Annotated in this window: 18 protein-coding genes; 4 read left to right on the top strand and 14 right to left on the bottom strand. The window is 55.0% G+C overall.

Translation table 11 applies throughout. From position 1 onward, the window contains the following. Window positions 1–26: 26 nt before the first annotated feature. On the bottom strand, window positions 27–947 hold the full coding sequence (locus tag OQ460_RS22455; protein WP_410019470.1) for a LysR family transcriptional regulator: 921 nt from the start codon (window positions 945–947) through the stop codon (window positions 27–29). Between the two features lie 218 nt (window positions 948–1,165). Between OQ460_RS22455 and OQ460_RS22450 the strand changes: the two genes are divergently transcribed. Beyond that, a complete protein-coding gene (locus OQ460_RS22450; protein WP_410019469.1) occupies window positions 1,166–2,446 on the top strand; it encodes an aspartate aminotransferase family protein in 1,281 nt (426 codons plus the stop codon). Between the two features lie 225 nt (window positions 2,447–2,671). Continuing rightward, window positions 2,672–2,830, top strand: a complete 159-nt coding sequence (locus OQ460_RS22445; protein WP_214997315.1) for a YqaE/Pmp3 family membrane protein — start codon at window positions 2,672–2,674, stop codon at window positions 2,828–2,830. Between the two features lie 4 nt (window positions 2,831–2,834). Here the strand turns inward: OQ460_RS22445 and pqqE are convergent, their stop codons facing one another. The 11 genes from pqqE to OQ460_RS22390 all read right to left on the bottom strand — a co-directional run bounded on the left by pqqE (window position 2,835) and on the right by OQ460_RS22390 (window position 14,494). Then, window positions 2,835–4,016 carry a pyrroloquinoline quinone biosynthesis protein PqqE gene (gene pqqE / locus OQ460_RS22440; protein ID WP_410019468.1) on the bottom strand — a complete coding sequence of 394 codons (1,182 nt, stop codon included), beginning with the start codon at window positions 4,014–4,016 and terminating at the stop codon, window positions 2,835–2,837. After that, window positions 3,958–4,233, bottom strand: coding sequence for a pyrroloquinoline quinone biosynthesis peptide chaperone PqqD (gene pqqD, locus OQ460_RS22435; RefSeq protein WP_410019467.1), 276 nt, complete (start codon window positions 4,231–4,233; stop codon window positions 3,958–3,960). Before pqqD ends, pqqE begins: the two co-directional genes overlap by 59 nt. After that, window positions 4,230–4,982 (bottom strand): pyrroloquinoline-quinone synthase PqqC, encoded by a 753-nt coding sequence (pqqC, locus tag OQ460_RS22430; protein WP_410019466.1) that lies wholly within the window; start codon window positions 4,980–4,982, stop codon window positions 4,230–4,232. Before pqqC ends, pqqD begins: the two co-directional genes overlap by 4 nt. A 10-nt stretch (window positions 4,983–4,992) precedes the next feature. Beyond that, complete coding sequence (pqqB, locus tag OQ460_RS22425) at window positions 4,993–5,904, bottom strand: pyrroloquinoline quinone biosynthesis protein PqqB (protein WP_410019465.1); 912 nt, start codon at window positions 5,902–5,904, stop codon at window positions 4,993–4,995. Window positions 5,905–5,978: 74 nt separating this feature from the next. After that, the gene (gene pqqA / locus OQ460_RS22420) at window positions 5,979–6,053 is read right to left on the bottom strand and encodes a pyrroloquinoline quinone precursor peptide PqqA (protein WP_003194766.1); all 75 of its coding nucleotides are present in this window, start codon (window positions 6,051–6,053) and stop codon (window positions 5,979–5,981) included. 159 nt (window positions 6,054–6,212) lie between these two features. Further along, window positions 6,213–8,639, bottom strand: coding sequence for a pyrroloquinoline quinone biosynthesis protein PqqF (pqqF, locus tag OQ460_RS22415; RefSeq protein ID WP_410019464.1), 2,427 nt, complete (start codon window positions 8,637–8,639; stop codon window positions 6,213–6,215). Window positions 8,640–8,687: 48 nt separating this feature from the next. Then, window positions 8,688–9,482 carry a carbon-nitrogen hydrolase family protein gene (locus OQ460_RS22410; protein ID WP_410019463.1) on the bottom strand — a complete coding sequence of 265 codons (795 nt, stop codon included), beginning with the start codon at window positions 9,480–9,482 and terminating at the stop codon, window positions 8,688–8,690. A 12-nt stretch (window positions 9,483–9,494) separates the two neighbouring features. Next, window positions 9,495–11,186: a flavin monoamine oxidase family protein gene (locus OQ460_RS22405; RefSeq protein ID WP_410019462.1), complete on the bottom strand. Its 1,692-nt coding sequence runs from the start codon at window positions 11,184–11,186 to the stop codon at window positions 9,495–9,497. 145 nt (window positions 11,187–11,331) lie between these two features. Continuing rightward, a complete protein-coding gene (locus OQ460_RS22400; RefSeq protein ID WP_410019461.1) occupies window positions 11,332–11,793 on the bottom strand; it encodes an Lrp/AsnC family transcriptional regulator in 462 nt (153 codons plus the stop codon). A gap of 719 nt (window positions 11,794–12,512) precedes the next feature. Next, on the bottom strand, window positions 12,513–13,613 hold the full coding sequence (locus tag OQ460_RS22395; RefSeq protein WP_410019460.1) for a hypothetical protein: 1,101 nt from the start codon (window positions 13,611–13,613) through the stop codon (window positions 12,513–12,515). Between the two features lie 2 nt (window positions 13,614–13,615). Next, on the bottom strand, window positions 13,616–14,494 hold the full coding sequence (locus OQ460_RS22390; RefSeq protein WP_410019459.1) for a hypothetical protein: 879 nt from the start codon (window positions 14,492–14,494) through the stop codon (window positions 13,616–13,618). 849 nt (window positions 14,495–15,343) lie between these two features. Here OQ460_RS22390 and OQ460_RS22385 point away from each other — a divergent pair. Together OQ460_RS22385 and OQ460_RS22380 are read left to right on the top strand one after the other, a co-directional pair. Further along, window positions 15,344–16,822, top strand: a complete 1,479-nt coding sequence (locus OQ460_RS22385) for an McrB family protein (protein WP_410019458.1) — start codon at window positions 15,344–15,346, stop codon at window positions 16,820–16,822. 17 nt (window positions 16,823–16,839) lie between these two features. Continuing rightward, a complete protein-coding gene (locus OQ460_RS22380; RefSeq protein WP_410019457.1) occupies window positions 16,840–18,105 on the top strand; it encodes an McrC family protein in 1,266 nt (421 codons plus the stop codon). Here the strand turns inward: OQ460_RS22380 and OQ460_RS22375 are convergent. Together OQ460_RS22375 and OQ460_RS22370 are read right to left on the bottom strand one after the other, a co-directional pair. Then, window positions 18,094–18,696, bottom strand: coding sequence for a very short patch repair endonuclease (locus OQ460_RS22375; RefSeq protein ID WP_410022085.1), 603 nt, complete (start codon window positions 18,694–18,696; stop codon window positions 18,094–18,096). The two genes, OQ460_RS22380 and OQ460_RS22375, sit on opposite strands and share 12 nt — an antisense overlap. Then, the gene (locus tag OQ460_RS22370; RefSeq protein WP_410019456.1) at window positions 18,668–21,085 is read right to left on the bottom strand and encodes a DNA cytosine methyltransferase; all 2,418 of its coding nucleotides are present in this window, start codon (window positions 21,083–21,085) and stop codon (window positions 18,668–18,670) included. The genes OQ460_RS22375 and OQ460_RS22370 overlap by 29 nt, the downstream gene beginning before the upstream one ends. Window positions 21,086–21,265 lie beyond the last annotated feature (180 nt).

The raw sequence follows: 21,265 nt of genomic DNA, 5'->3' as shown, positions 1-21,265 counted from the left end.
GGGTTTTCTTTTGCCTGCGAAAAAGTTCAGGCCTGCCCGTCCAGTGGCGGCATCGGCCCATGTGGGCCATTCATCACGCCTTCGAGCAAGGTACGCAACAACTCCAGTGTTGCTTGTTGGCGCTGCACGTCCCGGCACACCAACCCTACTTTCAACGGCACCCTTGGTTCACTCAGCGGCTTCCATAACAGCGCCTGGTTGCTGTGCTCGTCCTGAGACCGACCGGGCAGTACGGTTGCGAGTCTGGTATGAGGCAGGCTGTCGAGAATCCCGACCATGGTATTGAGCTCAGCCTGAACCTGCGGTCGGCGTCCGAGATTGGCCAGTTGCGCTTGCCAGATTTGCCGGACCTGAAACTCTTCGCCCAGCAACAGCATGGGCAGTTCAGCGGCTTGCTTGAGGGACACCTTCTTGAATTCGCGCAGTGGGTGCTCAGCCGGGATGACAACCCTCAGCTCATCTTCGTACAGCAAAACGCCGTGCAAGCCTGGCTGGCGTGGCGGCAGATAACTGATGCCGATATCCAGCGAACCATTGAGCAAGCGTCGTTCGATCTCAAGGCCGGTCAGCTCGTAGATTTGCACAACGAGGTGTGGTTGGGCTTTGCGTACACGCTCCAACATTTGCGGGACCAGGCTCGTATGCACGGTTTGCAGTACGCCGATGGCCAAGGTCCGCAAGGCCTGGCCCTTGAAGTTGCGCAAGGCTTCGACTGCCTGTTGCATGCCATCGAGCAGTGGCAGTGCATGGTTGTACAGCGTGTGGGCGGCCAAAGTCGGCAACAGTCGCTTGCTGCTGCGTTCGAACAGGCTCACATCCAGGTTCTGTTCGAGCTGGCGGATCTGTTGCGAAAGGGCCGGCTGTGAGATCGACAGGCGCTCGGCGGCGCGACCGACATGGCCTTCCTCATACACCGCGACGAAATAACGCAGTTGCTTGAAATCCATAAGTAGTTCTTATCGAAAAAGCTGCAAAATCGAAATGGCTGTGCGCCCCGCAAGCGCCTAGTCTAGCGCCTAATCACACGGCTTACAGGGCCAGATCGCGCGATGAACAGCGTTTACGACGACAGTGTTTGCATAGGCAATGCAGAAAACCTTCGGGGCGGCGCCCATAAACAATCGGTTGCCAAGAGGCGCTTGTTATGGCGGGTGGGTCCTTGGTCATGAACCTGTTCAAACTGCGTCGTCCAAGTCCCAGCCTTGATGATCTGATACTGGATGCCAAACCTGCAATTTTGCGTGATGAGCTTTCCACTCAGTGCCTGATGCCCAGCGTGGAGCGCCCTCCCCACGTATTCGTGCGCGGTCAGGGTTCCTGGTTATGGGATAGCGATGATCGCGCTTATCTCGACTTTTCCCAGGGCGGTGCTGCCAATAGCTTGGGGCACAGCCCGTCGGTTTTGGTCCGCGCCCTGGCAGACCAGGCCCAGGCGCTGATCAACCCTGGAAACGGCTTGCACAATCGCGCTCAACTGAACCTGGCCGACCGTTTGTGCCGCAGCACTGGCAGCGACCAGGCCTACTTGCTCAACAGCGGCGCGCAAGCCTGTGAAGCAGCGATTAAATTGGCGCGTAAATGGGGTCAACTGCATCGCGGGGGTGCCTATAGCATCATCACCGCTCGCAACGCATGTCACGGTCGCAGCCTTGGCGTCATGTCGGCGTCGGTGCGTGCTCGGGAGAACCGTTTCGAACCGCAGTTGCCTGGCTTCAGTCACGTTCAGTTCAACGATTTGCCTGCGTTGCATGCAGCGGTGGATGCGCAGACCGTGGCGATCATGCTTGAGCCGATCCAGAGTGAGGCCGGAGTCATACCGGCAACCGAACACTACCTCAAGGGCGTAGAACGGCTGTGCCGCGAACTGGGAATCCTGCTGATCCTTGACGAGGTGCAGACCGGCATCGGTCGCTGCGGCACCGTGCTTGCCGAACAGCGTTATGGTGTGCGCGCTGACATCATCACCCTCGGCAAAGGCTTGGGCGGCGGTGTGCCGTTGGCAGCATTGCTGGCCCGGGGCAACGCCTGTTGTTTTGAGCTGGGTGAGTTGGAAGGCACCCATCACGGCAACGCCCTGATGGCCGCCGCCGGGGTCGCCGTGCTCGATACCGTGTTGGATAGCCACCTGCTTGAGCATGTGCGTGATAACGGCCGGTACCTGGGCGAAGGCCTGGCGTGCCTTGCGCGCCGCCACGGCCAGGGCGAGCTGCGCGGCCAAGGCCTGCTGTGGGGCTTGTCGTTGTCAGATGATTCGGCAGATGCGGTAGTAAAGGCAGCACTCTACGAAGGCTTGATCCTCAACGCCCCGCAACCCGACTGCTTGCGCTTCACCCCGGCGCTGACCGTCAGCAAGAGCAATATCGACGAAATGCTCCTGCGCCTTACGCGCGCTTTCGCCCGCGTCCACGCCGCCCAGTTGCAATGCCGCAAGGGCATCGCTGTTTAATCCCGTACTTCTGAACCGTCTCGCGGTCTACGCGGCGCCTCCAGTCTGGTTTGTTTGGCTGGGGGCGTTTTTTTGTCTCGAGGGTTTTCAGCATGCACAAACGAGGCTGGAAATCCTTGCCTGACGGTAAAGATGGCCCCGTGCCAGATTCCACTGAACCCTCACGACGACTCAAGGTCGATTAGCTGTACGGCTCACACGAGCCGATTTTTCGGAGCGCAACCCATGGATATCATTCGTATCATCATCGCTATTCTGGTGCCGCCGCTGGGTGTGTTTTTGCAAGTGGGTTTTGGCGGCGCGTTCTGGCTCAATATCCTGTTGACCCTGTGCGGATATATCCCGGGCATCGTGCATGCGGTGTATATCATCGCCAAGCGCTGAGTCGTCAGCCTTTGGCAATCAGCCGTGAGTTTCGCTCATTGCGAAAGGCTAGCTGCTCTATGGTCTGGGTGGCGCGTTCGGCCTCTTCCCGCGCTTGCAGGATGATGCCGTGCTGTTCGGACTTGCTGCACACAGGGTCGGCATTACTGGCGTCACCGGTCAGCATGAATGCCTGGCAACGGCAGCCGCCAAAATCCTTTTCTTTCTCGTCGCAGGAACGGCACGGCTCGGGCATCCAGTCGTAACCGCGAAAGCGGTTGAAGCCAAACGAGTCGTACCAGATGTGTTGCATCGTGTGATCGCGAACATTAGGAAATTGCACCGGCATCTGTCGGGCGCCGTGGCAGGGTAGCGCGGTGCCGTCCGGCGTCACGGTAAGAAAAATACTGCCCCAGCCGTTCATGCAGGCTTTTGGGCGTTCTTCATAGTAATCCGGCGTGACGAAGATCAGTTTGCACGGATGGCCTTCGGCTTCCAGTTTGGCGCGGTACTCATTGGTGATGCGTTCGGCGCGGGTCAGTTGTTCCTGGGTCGGCAACAGCCCGGCACGATTTAGCTGTGCCCAGCCGTAAAACTGGCACGTGGCGAGTTCGACAAAATCCGCTTCAAGCGCGATACACAGCTCGATGATGCGGTCGATCTTGTCGATATTGTGCCGATGGGTGACGAAGTTCAGCACCATCGGATAGCCATGGGCTTTTACTGCTCGGGCCATTTCCAGCTTTTGCGCGAAGGCCTTTTTTGAGCCGGCCAGCAGGTTATTCACCTGTTCGTCGCTGGCCTGGAAACTGATCTGGATGTGGTCCAGTCCGGCTTTTTTGAAGTCGCTGATTTTTTGCTCGGTGAGGCCGATACCGGAGGTGATCAGGTTGGTGTAGAACCCCAACTTGCGGGCTTCGCCAATCAGTTTGGCGAGATCCTGGCGTACCAGCGGCTCACCGCCGGAAAAGCCCAGTTGTGCAGCTCCCATCTCCCGCGCTTCACGAAACACTTTGATCCATTGTTCGGTGCTCAGCTCTTTGCCCTGCTCGGCAAAATCCAGGGGGTTGGAGCAATACGGGCATTGCAGCGGGCAGCGATAGGTCAGCTCGGCGAGCAACCATAGCGGCAGGCCAATCTCAGGCTTTTCAGGCAAGGGTGATCCAGTGCTCGGCACGGGCGACCTCCATGAATTGCTCGATGTCATCACCAAGTTCGGGCACGCCGGGAAATTGCTTCTCCAGCTCACCAATAATGGCCGCCACATCGCGTTCGCCATCGATCAAGCCGCCAATCAGCGCGGCACTGTCGTTGAGTTTGATCATGCCTTCGGGGTAAAGCAGTACGTGGCCTTTTTGCGCCGGTTCGTATTGGTAGCGATAGCCCTGGCGCCAGATCGGTTTTTTGCTGCGGTCGAAACTCATAGGGTGATCCCTTTATGCCAGACCCGTTGCTCGGTCACGCTGTGGTAGGGCGGACGGTTCAGTTCGTAGGCCATGCTCATCGCATCGAGCATGCTCCAAAGGATGTCCAGTTTGAACTGCAGAATCTCCAGCATCCGCTCCTGGCTTTCGCGGTTGGTGTAGTGCTGCAAGGTGATGGCCAGCCCATGTTCGACATCACGTCGAGCCTGGCCCAGACGGGTACGGAAGTACTCGTAGCCTGCAGGGTTGATCCACGGGTAATGCTGGGGCCAGTTGTCGAGCCGCGATTGGTGGATCTGCGGCGCGAACAGCTCGGTCAGCGAGCTGCTGGCCGCTTCTTGCCAACTGGCGCGGCGCGCGAAATTGACATAGGCGTCGACAGCGAAGCGCACGCCGGGCAGTACCAATTCCTGAGAGCGCAGTTGATCCGGGTCCAGGCCAACCGCTTCGCCCAGGCGCAGCCAGGCTTCGATACCCCCGTCTTCGCCGGGAGCACCGTCGTGGTCGAGCAAGCGTTGGATCCATTCGCGGCGAATTTCACGGTCCGGACAGTTGGCCAGGATCGCCGCGTCCTTCAGGGGAATGTTGACCTGATAATAGAAGCGATTGGCGACCCAGCCCTGGATCTGCTCGCGGGTGGCGCGGCCTTCATACATCGCCACATGGTAGGGGTGATGGATATGGTAGAAAGCGCCCTTGGCCCGCAAGGCCTGTTCAAATTCAGCGGGAGTCAGCGGTTTTTCGGTCATGGGTTCGCTCCTACAACTCAATGCTCATGCCATCGTAGGCCACTTCAACATTTCGTCGTGCCAGTTCGGCGCGCTCGGCTGAGTCTTCGTCGAGAATCGGGTTGGTGTTGTTAATGTGGATAAGCACCTTGCGCTGCTTTGGCAGCTGCTCAAGCACTTCCAGCATGCCGCCGGGGCCATTTTGTGCCAGATGGCCCATCTCACGACCGGTTCGGGTGCCGACGCCGCGACGTTGCATTTCGTCGTCGTCCCACATCGTACCGTCCACCAGCAGGCAATCACTGTCAGCCATGATCTTCAGCAGTGGCTGGTCCACCTTGCCCAGGCCTGGGGCGTAGAACAATTTGCCGCCGGTGCGCAGGTCTTCGACGATCAAACCGATGTTGTCGCCTGGATGCGGGTCGAAGCGGTGGGGCGAGTAGGGCGGTGCTGCGCTGCGCAGTGGCAGTGGGGTGAACCGCAAGTTGGGGCAGGCGGCAATGGTGAAGCTTGCGTCCAACTCGATGCGGTTCCAGTTCAGGCCGCCGTTCCAGTGAGTCAGCATGGTGAATAACGGGAAGCCGGTGCTCAGGTCCTCGTGGACCATGTCGGTGCACCACACTTGATGCGGACAGCCTTCACGCAGGCTTAGCAGGCCGGTGGTGTGGTCGATCTGGCTGTCCATCAGAATGATTGCGCTGATACCGGTATCGCGCAGGTGGCGACCGGGCTGCATCGGCGCAAAGCTTTGCAGTTGGGCACGGATATCCGGCGAGGCGTTGCACAATACCCAGTTCACCCCGTCGTCGGAAATAGCGATGGACGACTGGGTGCGCGCATGGGCGCGCAAGCTGCCATCGCGAAAACCTGCGCAGTTCACGCAGTTGCAGTTCCACTGTGGGAAACCGCCACCGGCGGCGGAACCTAGAATCTGGACAAACATCGCCGCTCCTTTACGCAAGGCTCAAAATAAAACGCCCCGGCGAGCCGAGGCGTTGCAAAGCAATACAAAGCCAATCAGCGGCTGGCAAAGTACATGGTGACTTCAAAGCCGATACGCAGATCAGTGTAAGCAGGTTTGGACCAAGTCATATTCATACTCCTACGAAGGGATGGGACGTTTACTACCAACTAATACATATAGTCCATCTCCAACCGGAGATGTTCAGATGCGTGCGTGGGAATGTTACGCAATTATCGCTGAGTTAGCGCTGTCTCGACAGAAAAAGCCTGTTGCAGCATCGGCAATGATCAGCTCGGCGTGAGCCATGAACCAGCTACGGGCGCTCCGTTGGCGACGCAGCGCCAGCCGCCTGCAGCTTGGTTGAGTTGTTGTGCGCCGCTCAGCAGATCCTGGCGGGTACAGGTTTGGATCGCTTGGTTAAGCTGCTCCAGATAATCCGACCGATGGCCTGCCAGTTGTGCCTGCCAGAGTAGCTCGGCAGCTTGGGTGGTGGGTAGCGCTTGTGCTTCGAGCTGCCGGGCCAGGACCAGATTGCCCAGGTCTTCATGAGCACCGATCAGGTCGGGCAGTTGCTTGAGGAATGCCTGTATATGTCCGAGTACGTCTTCACGCGCCATGTGGGGCGATTGCGCGCCAAATAGCAGGCCGGTCTGTCCGTTGAACTGTCGGATGCCGCTGAATACTGCGTAACCCACTTGCCGCTCGACCCGTAGGTGCTGATAGAACGGCGCCTGGATTATGTGCGCTAGCAGTCGCCAGCGAGCTTCATCGGCCAGGGTTTGGGTCGGCGCGGGGCAAAACAGTAACAGCGCGGTGTCGCTGGAATCGGTGCTCACTTCATGCCAGAGGTGTTGGCCGCAGATGGGCATGGGAGTGCTTTCAAGGGTTGCAGGCTGCCCCGGCAGACGCGCTGCCGCCTGTTTGATGGCCAGTTCACAAGCGGTGGGCAGGCCTGCTGCAAAACCCTGCCATCGCGCGTTTGACCACATACCAGGCAGGTCGTCGAGATTCGTGGGAGCCTTGTCAGGCAACGTTCCGGCACAACAGGCAGGCAGTGCCTTGAGCAGCTCACGGATTGCAATCATTGGCGCTGGGCTGGGCAGTATTTCCTGCCATAGGTTTGTGTCGGGCTGGGCAAGGCTCTGGGCGAGCTGCTCCACTACGGCAGGTATCGGTTCATGAGCCCCGATCATTTTCACCAGCCAGTCAGTGCCCACTGTTTCGAAGGACAATGTGATGCCGGCCTGGCGGGCATTTTCGCGCAGTGGTTGAAGGGTATTTGCCAGGCGCGTGAAAAAATCTCCCTGCAGGGTGCAATCCAGTCGCCAGTGCAGATAGAGCGCGCCTTCCTCGCTGTCGTCGGGCAAGACGTGGCTGAACGTCAGGGACGACAGGTCCCGTCTGCCGCGCGAGCGATCCTGGGCAAAGGTGCGCAAGCCGCGATGGGCGCTGGTCTGGCCACGAATCAGTCCTGCGTGTGGTGCTTTGGCGGCCGGCTGCAAAAACGGGTTGTTGGGGGCAAGCTGCCAACTGATTTTGGCGGGAGCCAGGCGCAGTGAGTCCAGCAACGTCTTGAGCGCACGGCAGTGCTCATCGGACAACCGTGGCTCTAGCTGTTCACTGTCTTGTCGCGCCAATGCCAGGGCGCCGTTGATCTGTTGCTGGCGAGCGATCAACAGTGCGTACTCATTGCGCAGGGCAGCCCAATCGCTGTGTGCGAAAAAGCTTAGCCAGTCGTACAACATTGCTTCAATCGATGCAGCCTGCTGCGGCCCGTCGTTCGCCAAGGTCACGTCGACTTCCAACAGTGCCTGCCCGGCAAACTGATAAAGCACTTTCGCTTCCAGTGCTGTCGCCCATTGTCGTGTTTTCAACTGTGCAAGCAGACCGCCAGGGGCCGATGCATTGAGCCAGGTGCAGAGAAAATCCAGCGCTTCACGCGGGGCGTTGCAGGCGATGAGCTGATGCAGGCGCTGCCTGGCCACGTATTGATAGCCGGATTGGCCGCTGTTCAGCAGGGCCGGCGGCGCTGCCTGCAGGCGCCTCGCTCCTGATCGGAGTCCGGCGCCGAATTGCTCGGCCAAGGCTTGCAGCTCGTCCAGGGACTGCGTGCCAGCGAGGCTCAAGAACATTTGGCCGCTCTGATAAAACTCCCCATAAAACTCACGCAGCGATTGCTGGAAGTCTGTACGCGGTACCGGCAAAGTCTCGCGATTGCCGGCGTGAAAACCGCGCAACGGATGATCTGCCGCCAAGCCTTCCAGCATCGCTCGCTGGTGTTGCGCCTGGGCATCCTGGGACCAGGCGATAAATTCCGCTTGCAGCACCTCACGTTCACGCAACTGGTCATCCATGTCCAGGCGCGGATGAGCCAGCATATCGCCCAGACGCTCCAGGGCATCGGCGAAGTTCGACGCGGGCACTTCACAGAAAAAGTCGGTGGTGCGCTCACGGGTACTGGCATTGACCTGTCCGCCATGGCGTTGCACGAACGCCATCAGCCCTTCGCTTGTCGCAAAGCGCTCGGTGCCGAGAAACAGCAGATGTTCAAGAAAGTGCGCCAGGCCCGGCCAGGCCAAGGGCGCGTCATGACTTCCAGCCGCGACCCGCAAGACCGCCGCACAACGTTTGAGACGTGGCGCATGGCGTAGGGAAACCCGCAGGCCATTGGCCAGGGTGAGTTGACGATAATGAGGGTGGGCCGGCGCGGGCATGGGCACTTCCAGAGCGTAGGAAGCGCCTATGCTAGCAAACCTGCCGGATCAGGGTTTGTGAAGCGCGCTGTAGAGCTCGGGACGCCGGTCTTGCAGATAGTGATTGGCGGCACGGGCGCCAGTGATCGACTGACGCTCCAGAGTGCCAATGATCAATGCTTCATCCAGGCCGGCCAAGGCGACTCGCTCACCATTGGGTGCGGCAATGCTGCTTTGCCCGCAGTATTGAATCTCGTTTTCGTGCCCGCAGTAATTGGCATAGGCCACGTAACACTGGTTTTCAAAGGCCCGTGCCCGTACGGTGACGTCGGCGACAAAGTCGAATGGCACCATATTGGCGGTTGGTACCAGAATCAGATCCGCGCCGGCCAGGGCCAGGCGACGGGCGTTCTCCGGGAACTCCAGGTCGTAGCAGATAAGAAAGCCGAGTCTCCAGCCGTTCAACTCAACGATGGGACAGTCGTCATTCCCGGCACTGAACATCGAGCGATCGAGATCGCCGAACAGATGGGTCTTGCGGTAATTGCACAGGCGCTGGCCGGTGGCGTCTATCAACTGCACGGCGTTGTAGATCTGCCCGTCCTCGGCTCGTTCCGGGTAACCGTAAAGGATCGCCAGCCCACGGCTTTTTGCCAGGTCGCAAATGTACTGCGCAGACTTGCCATCCGCAGATTCCGCCAGGGCGCCCACTGCCTCAAAGCCGATGTTGTAGCCAGTCAGGAACATCTCCGGCAACACCAGCAAATCCACGTCGCCGGCTTCAAGCGCTATCTGGCGCAGGCGCTGGAGATTGGCTTCTACGTCCAGTGGCAAAGGCGGACATTGGTACAAGGCGACGCGCATGGTTCGGCTTCCTTATTCGGCCAGGGCAATCGGTCCGATGTCGTCGAATACATCCCCCGGCCCCGGGTTCTCTGGGGGAGTGCTGCCGCCGAAGTGAGTCATGATTCCCCACACCGCGTTCAGCGAGGTTTGCACCGCGCCTTCGACCCACGCAGGGGTCCAGGACACGTCGTCACCGGCGATGAAAATCCCTTTTTGCTCTGCCGGCATGTCTTTTTGCATGAAGTGCGCATACATCCGTTGGTTATAACGGTAATGACCCGGCAACGCACCTTTGAACGCCCCGAGGAAGTGCGGATCGGCTTCCCATGAAACAGTGATCGGGTCGCCAATGATGCGCGCGGCAATGTCGACTTTCGGATAGATTTTTTTCAGTGCGTCGAGGGCTAGCTTTACACGCTTTTCGATGGGTTGCGGAAGCATTTTCAGGGCGTCGCTCATCCAGGAATAGGACAGGCAGATAACCCCCGGTTTGTCGTCGCCGTTATCGAACAGGTACGTGCCGCGGGTCAGGCGGTCGGTCAGGGTCATGCTCATCAAATCGCGACCGGTCTCGGGATCCTTGTCCTTCCAGAATGGCCGGTCGACCATGACAAAGGTCTTGGACGATTGCATGTAGCGTGTGCGGTCCAGGGCCATCCACATTTTTTGCGAGAACAGGGTTTCGTCGCATTCGATCTGGGTGGTCAGCAGCCAGCTTTGGCAAGTGGTCAGGACGGCCGCGTACTCCCGCGTATCGCCGTAGTTATCGGTGACTGCGAAACGGCCATCGGCGGCGTGGGCGATCCGCTTGACCCCGGCCCGTGGCGCGCCGTGGTGCAGCGAACTCAGGCTGGTGCCTTCCGGCCAGTGGGCACAGCGCTCAGGAACGTGGCGCCAGATGCCCATGGGCACCTGCGCCACGCCGCCTACCACCAGATGCTGGTGATCGTCGCAGTTGGTCATCACCACGCGGAAGATTTCCAGCATTGAGTTGGGGAAATCCGAATCCCAGCCACCGGTTCCGAAACCTACCTGGCCGAACACCTCGCGGTGATGAAACGACAGCTTGGCGAACGCCTTTGAAGTGGCGACGAAATCGTAGAAGGTGCGGTCGTCCCACAACGGAACCAGCTTGTTCCACAGCTCTTTGAGGCGTGGTACGTCGCGATCGCGGATCGCTTGCTGGATATCGCCAAACTGCGACCCGGCTTCCAGGGCGTCGGCCCAGGCGTCGGCCACTTCCTGGAACAGTGCGGGAAGGTCGGATAGTTTCTGTGCGTAGTGAGTCTGGCCTTCCAGGTCGATCACGGTGCTGCCGGACGCCTGGGTCAGCGGGTTGGGGAAGGGTTTGGTCTCCAGGCCCAGCTTGTCCACATAGTGGTAAAACGCTGTGGAAGACACTGGAAAGCGCATGCCGCCTAGCTCTGCGATGATGCCTTCGGCTCCTTCAAAAGTTTGGGAGCGCAGGCGTCCGCCCATTTTCGAGGCTTCATAGACCACGGGCTTGAGGCCCAGCTTCATCAGCTCATAGGCTGCCACCAACCCGGCGATCCCAGCACCGACAATCGCCACTTCCGCGCCATGGTTGGCAGCAGGAATACTGCCCAGTCCTGCAGGATGCTCGATCCAGTCATCGAAGGCGAACGGGAAGTCCGGGCCGAAGATAGTGATGGGCTTTTTACCGTCTGCAGGGTGGCGATTGTTTTTGTTAGTGGTGTTCATGGCAAACCTTGCTGGCTACTCGAGGGGCACGACCCGAGGAGTATAGGAAAAGATGGCTGCCATTCTAGGGAGCGTTGCGCTCGTTAATAAGACGCAATGTGTCGTCGTATTGGATTGTTTTTAGTCAAAGTGACGAAGCTGGCGATCAGATTGGGTGTCCACGATCCAATTTGTTACTGAGGATGATCGAAGTAGTGGTTTTCTCCACACCATCGACACTGCCAATCTGGTCCAGCAACTGATCAAGTTGTTCCGGTGAGTCGGTGCGCAACCACGCCACATAATCGAACTCGCCGCTGACCGCGCACAACTGCTGAACCTGAGCCATGGCACTGAGACGCCGCAATACTTCCTTACCCGAGCGCGGTTGTACCGTAATCCCCACATACGCCTGCAACCCTCCATCCACCACACGCTGGCCGAGGCGCACACCGTAGCCAGTGATTACCTGGGTCTTTTCCAGGCGGGCCAGGCGTGACGTGACTGTGGTACGCGCGATGCCCAATTGCCGGGCAAGCATGGCAACGCTTTCGCGGGCATTGATCTGCAGGGCCGCGATCAACTGGCGGTCGATTTCATCGAGGACGGGAGGGCGGATGGCAGGCAATGTGGTCTCCGGCGTGAACATCAATGGGAGAGCATGTTACAGGCTCATGATTGATGGTGCTGGATCTCGCTCGACTATATGTATTGGTGTGAACTGGCGGCCCAAAGGGCGAGAAGTGAAGCGCTGGATCTATTTCAGGAACACAAAAGCCGCGCAATGCGCGGCTTTCAAGTTGGTGGGCCCAGTAGGACTCGAACCTACGACCAAGGGATTATGAGTTGCTGGGCGATCTGATATGCCTAGAGAAATCATTCGTAAGTGAACGTAGCTTGGCATAGCTGGAAGCCCCGTAGTTACTAGTGTTGAGCGTAATTTTGAGAAGGTTGCTCAAGCTGAGTACTGTACCGTGGTTGTACTGATTTGCAGCGTATTGGTCTTGCTCGAATTGAATTTTTTGCTAGGTCCGATTCTTGTTCTGATCCATACCGATCGGTTATGGCATTTACGTTGGCCGGACCGCATTTCAAGTCATTCTTCTCTTTACTGAGACGCGCAGGTGTCGGACCGTACCTCTGATACTGGAATCGTGGCCTGTTCCCTATTTTTCCTCTGCGCCCGTGTTACGCATGTATATCACCTTCCCTGCGAAGGATGATTGGGCGAACTGATTTTTTGAGATATTGCGTGTCCCGTAAGCCACCCTAGAATGGCGTGGCTGACTAAGTTGCAGTTGTGAATAAGCGGAACCATATGAAAGCAATTAGAACTTTCTTATTAGGTTAATAAAGAACCTCGATTTTAAGGCTTTTGAATGCGAGTTCTTCAATGCTAGGTAACAGCGAAAGGGCTGCTGAGTTGGCGTCTGAAAATTGCTCATAGATTACGCTTGAAGTTCCACCGTGTGCAATAGAGCAACGCAATTTATAAAATCGCAAAACTGCTTTGCGCCAAAGATCACGGTGCCCATAAAGATCTTTGTCGTCACGTGCGTTATTGTCGATCGCCTCAATAAATTTATTGTTTACTTGAATAAGTGATTCAAAATCAGTGTTGAATTTAAGAAACTCGCCTTGCATGGCTAGTGTTTCTGAAAGCGTAAGGAGTTGCTGGACTTCGCTTGATACGCTTTTTTGCGCTGTGGCTATTGCGGTTTTCGCGTCAAAGTCAAAGCTGGCATTGAGTATGCGTTTGATGTTGTTGAGGTATGCGTTCTCAAGTATTCGGTAGAAAGATAGGCAGCGCCATTTTGGATTGGTCTCTGATATAGCTTCAAAAATCAGACGCGACTGGGTTTCTGAGTAATCCGCCGCATCATTACGAAGAGTCACCCCTGCGGCTGAGTCTTTCAAGGTCGCTTGAACAGACGACACGGGTAGATCTGCGTGCTTTAATGAAAATAACGCCGCGAGCAAACGCAGTAGTGGTACCGAATCTAAACTTTGTGGAATTGCAATTACAGCTTTTCCTGATAAGGCTGCGCGCCAATTTATAACGGGCACGCCGTCCTTATTGCCCCACTGATTATGAATCGGTCCACGAGAGTCAATTGCAGTCCAGAATATTAAGTTCTCGAGGCCCGTAACTGGATTTATGATTTCGTTCCTGTCAAAGAAGCCAATTAGAACAGGAAGGGGGCAACTCTCGACTATGAATTCTAAAAAACCCAGTCGAGGCGATTCAGTCTGCTCTACCAGCTCTATTGTGTAGCTTTGCAGATTAGCCAGCGATTGCTGGGCTAATAGTCGGCTGTCTTGACTTTCTAAAAGTCCATCTAGGACATTCAGGTCCTCCTCCTCATCTAGTTTGATGATTAAATCTTGCGCAGTTGCGCCTTCTGGTAAATTTGCAATTGCTCGTAGTTCCTCAGATAGATAAGTCATTTTTAATCTCGCGCTGCCCCAATACGCCAGCACTCATTCATGTCCGTGTCGGCTGCGCCTCTAATAAATTCCTTAAATGCGCTGAATATCATGTCACGGGTGGCGACCCCCACGTTTGTTTTGCTGGCGTCGATACCCTGTCGTAGGCTTTCGAATGTATTCAGTCCCAGCGCGTCACGAGCATCCACCCTTGCGGAATTTAAGAGACTTCTGAGAGCGGGCCAAACTCGTGGAGATAGGGTTTCGTTTCTCTCCAGCGCGCCAACAGCAGCGGCTATACCTAACAGTACGGTTTCATTTCCCAAAAATTGAAGGTTATCTACGCCAAGCGCAACGTCGAGTTGTACGATCCAAGAAACGAGTTGACTGAACCCGTCTTCGTCAACAGGTTGAGGCGTCAAGCTGTCAGCGACGCTGTGGCCTAGTACTTCAATAGCTGACTCCGCCAGTAGTTCCTCCATTACTGAGTTTCTCAGATCCAAGTTCGGTTGGCCTTGCAGCCACGCTTGAAAGGCCTGCGCGAGTTTTGCTAACTGAAATTGTCCTGGTTGCGATCTGCGACGGGTGTCGGAGGCTCGAAAGATTGTTAGGTCTTGAACAGACTGAAGGTCATCGACCAGCTTAGAACTGAGAACCTCTACCTGATGCTTAACAGACATTGGACGTTGTCCTGCGTTGAGTAGCAGCATTCGGTAGGCGATGGCCCCGAAGGGGATATTTATCCAAAGCTCTAAACGTATTTCGCGCTCTAGGAACAAAGTGCGGGCGGCCCCTTCCATTTCATTCATCGTCTGGCGAATTGCGTTAGTTCGCTGTAATCCGTCGATGATATATACGTCTGCGCTTTGGATAGCCGTAAGCTGTGCGGAAAGCGCGGGCATATCTTGTCCCAAGTAAATCTGTTCAAGCGGACTATTTAATATGACTTTTACCGCGAGGACAATCGGAGGTAGTACGCAGCCTCGTTTTAGGTCACTTCTGAGCGTTGCGTACGCTTTCGTGCCTTTTATGATTGATCGCTGTATCTGAAGATTGCTCTCTGCTCCCTCTGTTAATTCAAGAAAGTATTCGTATGTGCATTTTGCGGTAACACAGTAAGAGTTAAGTCGGTCGTCTCGATCTAACGCGAACGCTGTAAGTGTCATGTAATATTTTCTCTGGAAAGTGATATGAGGGGTTGGAGTTTGTATGGTCAGAGCCCACTTTAAATTCAAGAGATCGTAGACGATAGGCGATCGCTTTGTCACGGATTGTTGCATAGTCGAATGCAACAGGTCTTTTTCTGGGACGGCAAGAGGAAATTACGTCTCTCATTCTCTAGCCCTATCCACGGTTCTGCGTAATTGTGGCGACGTTAAATTCATATCACGACTTTTTTTGTGTCCAAGAACACGCTCGATGGTGAATGGGCCGCCATCCGGTGGCGAGGCATACAAGCAGCAGGATACCCAGTTCTCGGGGCCTGCAACGCGCAGTCATAACGTCTGCAACCAATGTGCAGGTCTGCACCTTGGATCCTGAGCGAAATCTAGCGTAATTGAGCGAACCTGGTTAGGGTGCTTGCCAGTGAACTGGTCCAGTCATGAAGCTGCGTTGGAGTGCTGCCCCCTAGGTACCTCTCAAGTGGTGTGATTCGCGATCAGGGACGGTTTACGGTGGTGTTAGCTCCGAGCCCTTATCACCGTTCTCAATGCTCATACGGATGGAGAGTTGCATTGTCGAGCCCCACGATGAAAATCTTGTACGGTCCGCCTGGTACAGGGAAAACCTGGCAAGCAGCCAGGGAGGCTGTGAGAGCAATTGAGCCTGCCCATTACGCCCTTGCAATACAGGACGCTGATCCGGCCGAGGCACTGCGACAGTTACACGAGCGCTTGGTCACTGAAGGTAGGATCCTTTGGGTCACTTTCCATCCTAGCTACTCATATGAAGACTTTGTTGAAGGTTATAGGCCAGTTGTCGATGATGCTGGACAGCTTGCTTATCGCGTGATCGATGGCCCATTCAAGTCTCTCTGCCTGCGTGCGCGCTTTGAAACAGATCTGCAGATTGGTGATCAGTTGACGAACGGATCTGGAGGGGCTGCAGGTGTTGTAGTTGGAAAAGATGCCGGTGGCTGGGTTGTGCGCGTCACAACCCAGCGCTCAGATAAAGTGGCTAGCTCGATAGATAAATATGTGCCGCGATTTGTAGTGGACCGCATATTAGCTATGGGGCTTCCCCCGCAAATATTTTCTATTCCTGGTAACGGGAGTCATGAGTTAGCGGAGTATGGAATCGATCCTAATGATCGAGATGTCCCTGAGCCCCAGGAGGGTGATACGGCAACAACTCGCGGTGGGTCTGTAATTCGAAAAATTGTCGCTGCGCGTACTGGAATGTTTTCAAGCTCAGACCTGAGTAACTCCGCTCACATTGGCTCAGTCGTTCGGCGACTAAGTACTCTGCAGGAAGAAACACCCGGAGCGGGCAGCCCGGTCGCACTTGTTATCGACGAGATTAACCGGGCAGAGCCATCGAGGGTGTTTGGCGAGCTGCTAACATTGCTGGAGGTGGATAAGCGCGAAGGACAGCCTGAGGCGAAGCAGATATGGCTCCCTTACTCCAAGAAGCTTTTCTCGGTGCCTGCAAATGTGTCGATCATCGGAACGATGAATACAGTTGATCGCTCGCTGACCGCTTTAGACTTTGCAATGAGGCGTCGGTTCGAGTTCACGCACGTTCCAGCACAGCCGGAACTCGTGCCCGATAGTTATGGCGATGTGAATACTCGTGCACTATTGCAGCGGATCAACAATCGCGTAGCGATGTTGCTCGGTAGCGGATATGAGTTTGGGCATGCTTTCCTGATGCAGGAAAAACTCGATGCTACCTGTTCTTCTATGCATTGGGTAGTAGAGCCAGATGGCCAGCTTCGCGTGTTGGCTCATGTAATGAGAGCAAATGTCCTACCGACGCTAGCTGAGTACCTCCATGGCGACTGGAGCAAGATTCGAGCAATTGCGGGCGAGTCTCGTGATGGGGTTGAAATTATTTCGCTCTTTGAGTCTCCCCCCGTGGACCCTCAGTTCATGAGCCGATTACCTGATGACTATGAAACCTTTGAGGCTACATCCTTAACATTTGCACATTGGTGGGATCCGAGCGGTACTGACTGGGATGGTGGGCGATTCCTTCGCTTTATTACTGCATTGTCAGCAGGCAACTAATCCAAGGAGAGACTCTTTTGCCTGAAGTAACCACTTGGGAAGGAATGCCTATTCCTCTCCCTCCTGATGTAGATCCACGTTGGTTTACAGACCGACTGATGCGGCTTACTGAGTCAGCACCTTTTACAGCCTTTCGCTGGAAGAGGGGGGGCTTGCACGCCGCAGAAGTTGTCGGTTGTATTCAAATAGGCCGTTTTCGAATCAATATTCTACCCAAGCTTGATACATTTGAACCTAATCGTGATAAGTCGTTTTTATTGAATCTTTTACGCTCTGCTGGGTATCTTAGCTCTCTGCATCAAGGTACGGCAAACGTCCGTGCAGAAAATTTAGATCCATTAGAGGCAATGATTTCTGAAGTTGCGATGGGGATGGTCCGTGCTCTGCGTGAGGGTTACCCTAGGCGATATGAACAAGCGTGCGAAGAGTCACCGGTTATAAGGGGGAGGATTGACTTTACGCGACTCTCTACTCGTCTGCCGGGGACTGCTATTGTACCTATTCGACACTCCCCTTTAAGTATGAATAATCAGCTCGCCGAAGTTATTAAGGGGATAGCAAGCTTCTTACATCAAATTACTCGTAGCGGTGTTAATCGCCAAACGCTAGGGGTGGTTCTTGCCAGCCTTTCCCTGGTGAGTGATAAAGTAGTCAGTGTTGCTCAACTCGACGCCCTAGTACTCTCTCGGTATGAGATGCATTGGTCTGATACGTTGGCAGTAGGTCGATTACTATTGAGTGGACAGTCGCCAGATCCAACGTTCGGTGGGCGTAATAAAGCATTTTCGTTACTTTTTCCTATGCAGCATCTCTACGAGCGTGCGTTAAGGAAAATTCTTGCTAGAGTTATTGATGGCACTGGGCTGGCTGTCAGCTCTCGTACCAAATCTTTATTCTTATTCAGAGATGCGAAAGATGCGTCGGGAGTTGTCCGGCTGCGACCGGACTATGTTTTCAGTCGTTCAGATGTACCAGTTGCTATTGCTGATGCAAAGTGGAAACGTGTGAGTGTGGACGGCGCTGCACACGGTATAAAGCGGGAAGATTTTTATCAGATACATGCGTACTTGGTGCGGTATAAGGTTTCTGCGGCTATTATCCTTGTTCCCAAGGCTCCCTGGATGCCTGAGAAGTGGATTAAGAGCTATCTTGATTCGGACACAAATGCTCAAGTGCATTTAATCGGGGTGGACGTCGAGGGCTTGGTTAGTCGTGGATTTGAGGCGAAAAGTGCGAGCTACAAGTTTCTTACTGAAATGCTAGGCAGCGTTCTACCTGCGTGAAGTCGGATTTTTTGCTTTTCTTGGTCGGACCTCTTGATAAGCGGTCCGTTCAGAAGTCAGATATCCAATATTCCACCGTTCTAAACTTCCCTCGGAGCTGACTGGTTCTACCTTCATTACCATTGCTCGGTCCCTGAATGGGGTGGATGGATCAAAAAAAGTATTTTCAACCTGTGTCACTACTTGGGATAGAGCAGACTCCACTTCATGTTCCCAGAATCGTAAGACACGCCAACCGCTTTCGATCAGGGCAACGGTTTGTTTGCGGTCTCGCATGGTGTTTGAGACTAACTTTTCCGACCAAAACTCAAATCTTGTGCGTGGCATAACATAGTGCTGTGGGCAACCGTGCCAAAAGCAACCGTCTACGAATACCACTAGTTTTCGCGAGGTGAACACAATGTCGGGGCGTGTCCCCTCTACTTTGAAGTTTACTCGGAATCGGAACCCCCTGTGCCATAGTGTTTTGCGCAGTAGTATTTCAGGGGCAGTATCCCGCCCTCTGATTTTCGACATGTTGGAACTACGAGAGAGGTCTGGGCCCAGATCTCTCTGCGAGTTCTTAGCTGATGACAAGCTGTTCTGGTTCATTGGCAGGTGAGGCATCAGACAGTCTTTTTGATCGAGGTGCTATTATTTCTTTGGACAGAACCTGTGCGACCCGCTGCGCAAACTGCATGCTAAGTAGGGGCGGCACCGCGTTCCCAACGACCCGGAAACCATCTACAAGACCAACACTTCCGAACCTGTAGTCATCAGGGAAGGACTGTACTCGGGCAGCCTCCCGGACAGATAGCGTGCGAGGAAGAGTGGGGTGGACAAATGCATAGGTGTCTTTCGCCATATGGCTGACGATAGTCTTGGAGGGTTGCGCGGGGTCCATGCGAGACAACCAGTCACCATGCGCACCCTCACGCTTGCGAAGGTAGGTTGTTGTTAGTAGGTGATGTTGAAGTTCGCCGGGTTGGGGTGGAATGCTTTCTAATAATAGGCGAAGACTTAATGAGCCATCTGCGGATGCTAATAGCTCGCTGACGTCATCATCAGAGATCCCAAGGCGGGCGGCTAGGTCAGGGGAGGCTTTGAGTTCATCATTGAGTTTCGTCAGCACCGTTGCTATTCGCTGAAGAGTAGGTGACTCATCGCAGCGATAATCCATCCAGCGCTTTCCAGGCCCCATAAGCGAGAAGAACGCTTCATCATCACGTCGTGGTGGGCGTGCAAGGTGTGCATCGACAACCGCTCCTCGAAATGCCCAAGCTCGGTAGATATCACTTGATAGATCGTGCGCTGTGGGTTCATTGCGTTGTGGGTGATGAGGTTTTTTGAGGGTGGCCTCTTGCACTTCCTGATTGCTGAAGTTGGGTGCGGGCAGCTCCTCCAGTGCTACTTGCAAAGGAACGGGGCTACGTCGTTGCAGTGAAAGGCACCAAGATGCAGCGTCTGAGCTTGAAAGAATTTTACTCAGTTCTTTTCTCACGCCAGCCATCACAAAGCGCTCACGCGCCTGGGGCACTGCATGCTGTGAGGCTACAACAATTTTTCGCGACACCGCATAACCGAGGCCTCGTTCTGATACTGATTCGATTGCTTCGGCCAGAATGTCGGCCGCGTCGAATTCGATGCCTTCTGCTTTGACTACCGCTTGGAAGTGACGCACATTTTCAAACAGGAACACTTTGGGGGCGAGCGCTGCGACAAAGAGTACATACTGATGCATCAACTGGTTTCGACTATCAACAGAGTCCTCGTCCTCATGGACATGGACACTTTGCTCTTTGAGGCTGCGAATTTTACCTCGACCGATTCTGCTGAACCCCTGGCAAGGAGGGCCTCCCAGCAACACAGTTACCTGCCTCCCATCTTCGTAAATTGTCTTGAGTTTTGCCTGGATAGAAGGGGTTTCGAAGAAGGACCTTCTGACAGCTTCTCGTGTGGCTCTCCATTCTATCCACAAGGATTTGACAGCCCGCATTGAGGGGCCTTCGAGGAAGTCCATGAATTTGTCTATTCTTTCTGCGGCAGATGCGAGCTGGCCGCGTCCGGCACCACTGGCACGATTCGTCAACTTTCCGGCCTCAGCATCCCAGAGTTTCCTCATACCTGAGCGGCACGAACGTAGGAGCTTATCGTCTAGCGGTGCATCGAAAGGTTTGACTACGTCCAAGATATCCCCATCATTGTGCCAAATAAGTGGGCCAACTTTAGGGTAGGAGCCGCCGCTCGACGGTAATTTTGTGGCGTTGTGAAAACCTGAGACAGAGGTTTGACCTAGTGCTGCAGTTCCAAGTTTTTTGATTGCAGAAATGTAGTCTGGGCGAACTCTTTGAGCGTACAGGTCTTCTAGAAAGTCTTGGTCGAGTTCTCTAAGCATCTTTCTAAGGCCTGGTATTCCTCCATTGCCCAGATTGGAAAGCTCTTTGGCCAACACAGCATCACCGGTAGACCGGGCTAGGTGATCTAAGTAGTAACCCTGGATTTCGGCTTCGCTCATAAAGTCGGTTATGTCGCTTTGCCTGGCTATAGGCAGGTCCCCCGACGGTGATGGATGATTATCATTGAAGACGCGCACCATTGGCGCCTCAATATCCAGCGCCATTGCCACACGATATACCCGGCCACCGTCAAAACGTTCGAAGCCTAGCGACATCCCGCCGCAGCCACAAAAAAGATCAACTACATTCAAAGGCTTTTGAGGCGCTATAGATAAGGTATCCATACCCTCAATAGGAGGGCGCGGTGATAAAAATGCTTCCTCCGTATCGTTGCGCTGTTTTGGAACGGACTGCACATTGTTTAGAGGCTGTCCCCCTTCCAGCCAGAGTCGGTACTTTGCCATCGAATCGCTGCGGACATACTCGCCGGAGAGATGTCGTTCCATAGCGGAGGAACCGATACCAATGGCCGCTGCTGCTGCTTGCAGGCTCAGATTCTGTGCCTGGATTTTCTGGCGGATCTTAATGAGGGTGGGATTGATCATAGAGCTCAACATAGAAATTCAAAGGCATGGGGCAAGACATGCGGGATGGTGACGATGATACAGGAAGGTCTCAGGAGCTGCCCTGTACCTGTGCCGGTTTGGCGATGGATGACGGGGTTTGATCGTTTCCTAGCATTGCCCTCGGAGCCATTGCTTAACATGTGAGCGGTGCTCGTCGGG

It is taken from the genome of Pseudomonas imrae (genome assembly GCF_046352735.2).
Taxonomy (GTDB): Bacteria; Pseudomonadota; Gammaproteobacteria; order Pseudomonadales; family Pseudomonadaceae; genus Aquipseudomonas; species Aquipseudomonas imrae.
Note: the sequence above shows the minus strand (reverse complement) of the source record. Positions and strands in the feature narration are given on the sequence as shown.

What these genes read in the sequence shown, in the direction of transcription:
- pqqB (WP_410019465.1), bottom strand. Translation starts at nt 5,904, where the DNA reads ATGTTTGTCCAGATTCTAGGTTCCGCCGCCGGTGGCGGTTTCCCACAG.
- pqqC (WP_410019466.1), bottom strand. Translation starts at nt 4,982, where the DNA reads ATGACCGAAAAACCGCTGACTCCCGCTGAATTTGAACAGGCCTTGCGG.
- OQ460_RS22390 (WP_410019459.1), bottom strand. Translation starts at nt 14,494, where the DNA reads ATGCCCGCGCTTTCCGCACAGCTTACGGCTATCCAAAGCGCAGACGTA.
- OQ460_RS22375 (WP_410022085.1), bottom strand. Translation starts at nt 18,696, where the DNA reads ATGAACCAGAACAGCTTGTCATCAGCTAAGAACTCGCAGAGAGATCTG.
- pqqE (WP_410019468.1), bottom strand. Translation starts at nt 4,016, where the DNA reads ATGACATCGAGCAATTCATGGAGGTCGCCCGTGCCGAGCACTGGATCA.
- OQ460_RS22455 (WP_410019470.1), bottom strand. Translation starts at nt 947, where the DNA reads ATGGATTTCAAGCAACTGCGTTATTTCGTCGCGGTGTATGAGGAAGGC.
- pqqD (WP_410019467.1), bottom strand. Translation starts at nt 4,233, where the DNA reads ATGAGTTTCGACCGCAGCAAAAAACCGATCTGGCGCCAGGGCTATCGC.
- OQ460_RS22370 (WP_410019456.1), bottom strand. Translation starts at nt 21,085, where the DNA reads ATGATCAATCCCACCCTCATTAAGATCCGCCAGAAAATCCAGGCACAG.
- OQ460_RS22445 (WP_214997315.1), top strand. Translation starts at nt 2,672, where the DNA reads ATGGATATCATTCGTATCATCATCGCTATTCTGGTGCCGCCGCTGGGT.
- OQ460_RS22450 (WP_410019469.1), top strand. Translation starts at nt 1,166, where the DNA reads ATGAACCTGTTCAAACTGCGTCGTCCAAGTCCCAGCCTTGATGATCTG.
- OQ460_RS22410 (WP_410019463.1), bottom strand. Translation starts at nt 9,482, where the DNA reads ATGCGCGTCGCCTTGTACCAATGTCCGCCTTTGCCACTGGACGTAGAA.
- OQ460_RS22385 (WP_410019458.1), top strand. Translation starts at nt 15,344, where the DNA reads ATGAAAATCTTGTACGGTCCGCCTGGTACAGGGAAAACCTGGCAAGCA.
- OQ460_RS22405 (WP_410019462.1), bottom strand. Translation starts at nt 11,186, where the DNA reads ATGAACACCACTAACAAAAACAATCGCCACCCTGCAGACGGTAAAAAG.
- OQ460_RS22395 (WP_410019460.1), bottom strand. Translation starts at nt 13,613, where the DNA reads ATGACTTATCTATCTGAGGAACTACGAGCAATTGCAAATTTACCAGAA.
- pqqF (WP_410019464.1), bottom strand. Translation starts at nt 8,639, where the DNA reads ATGCCCGCGCCGGCCCACCCTCATTATCGTCAACTCACCCTGGCCAAT.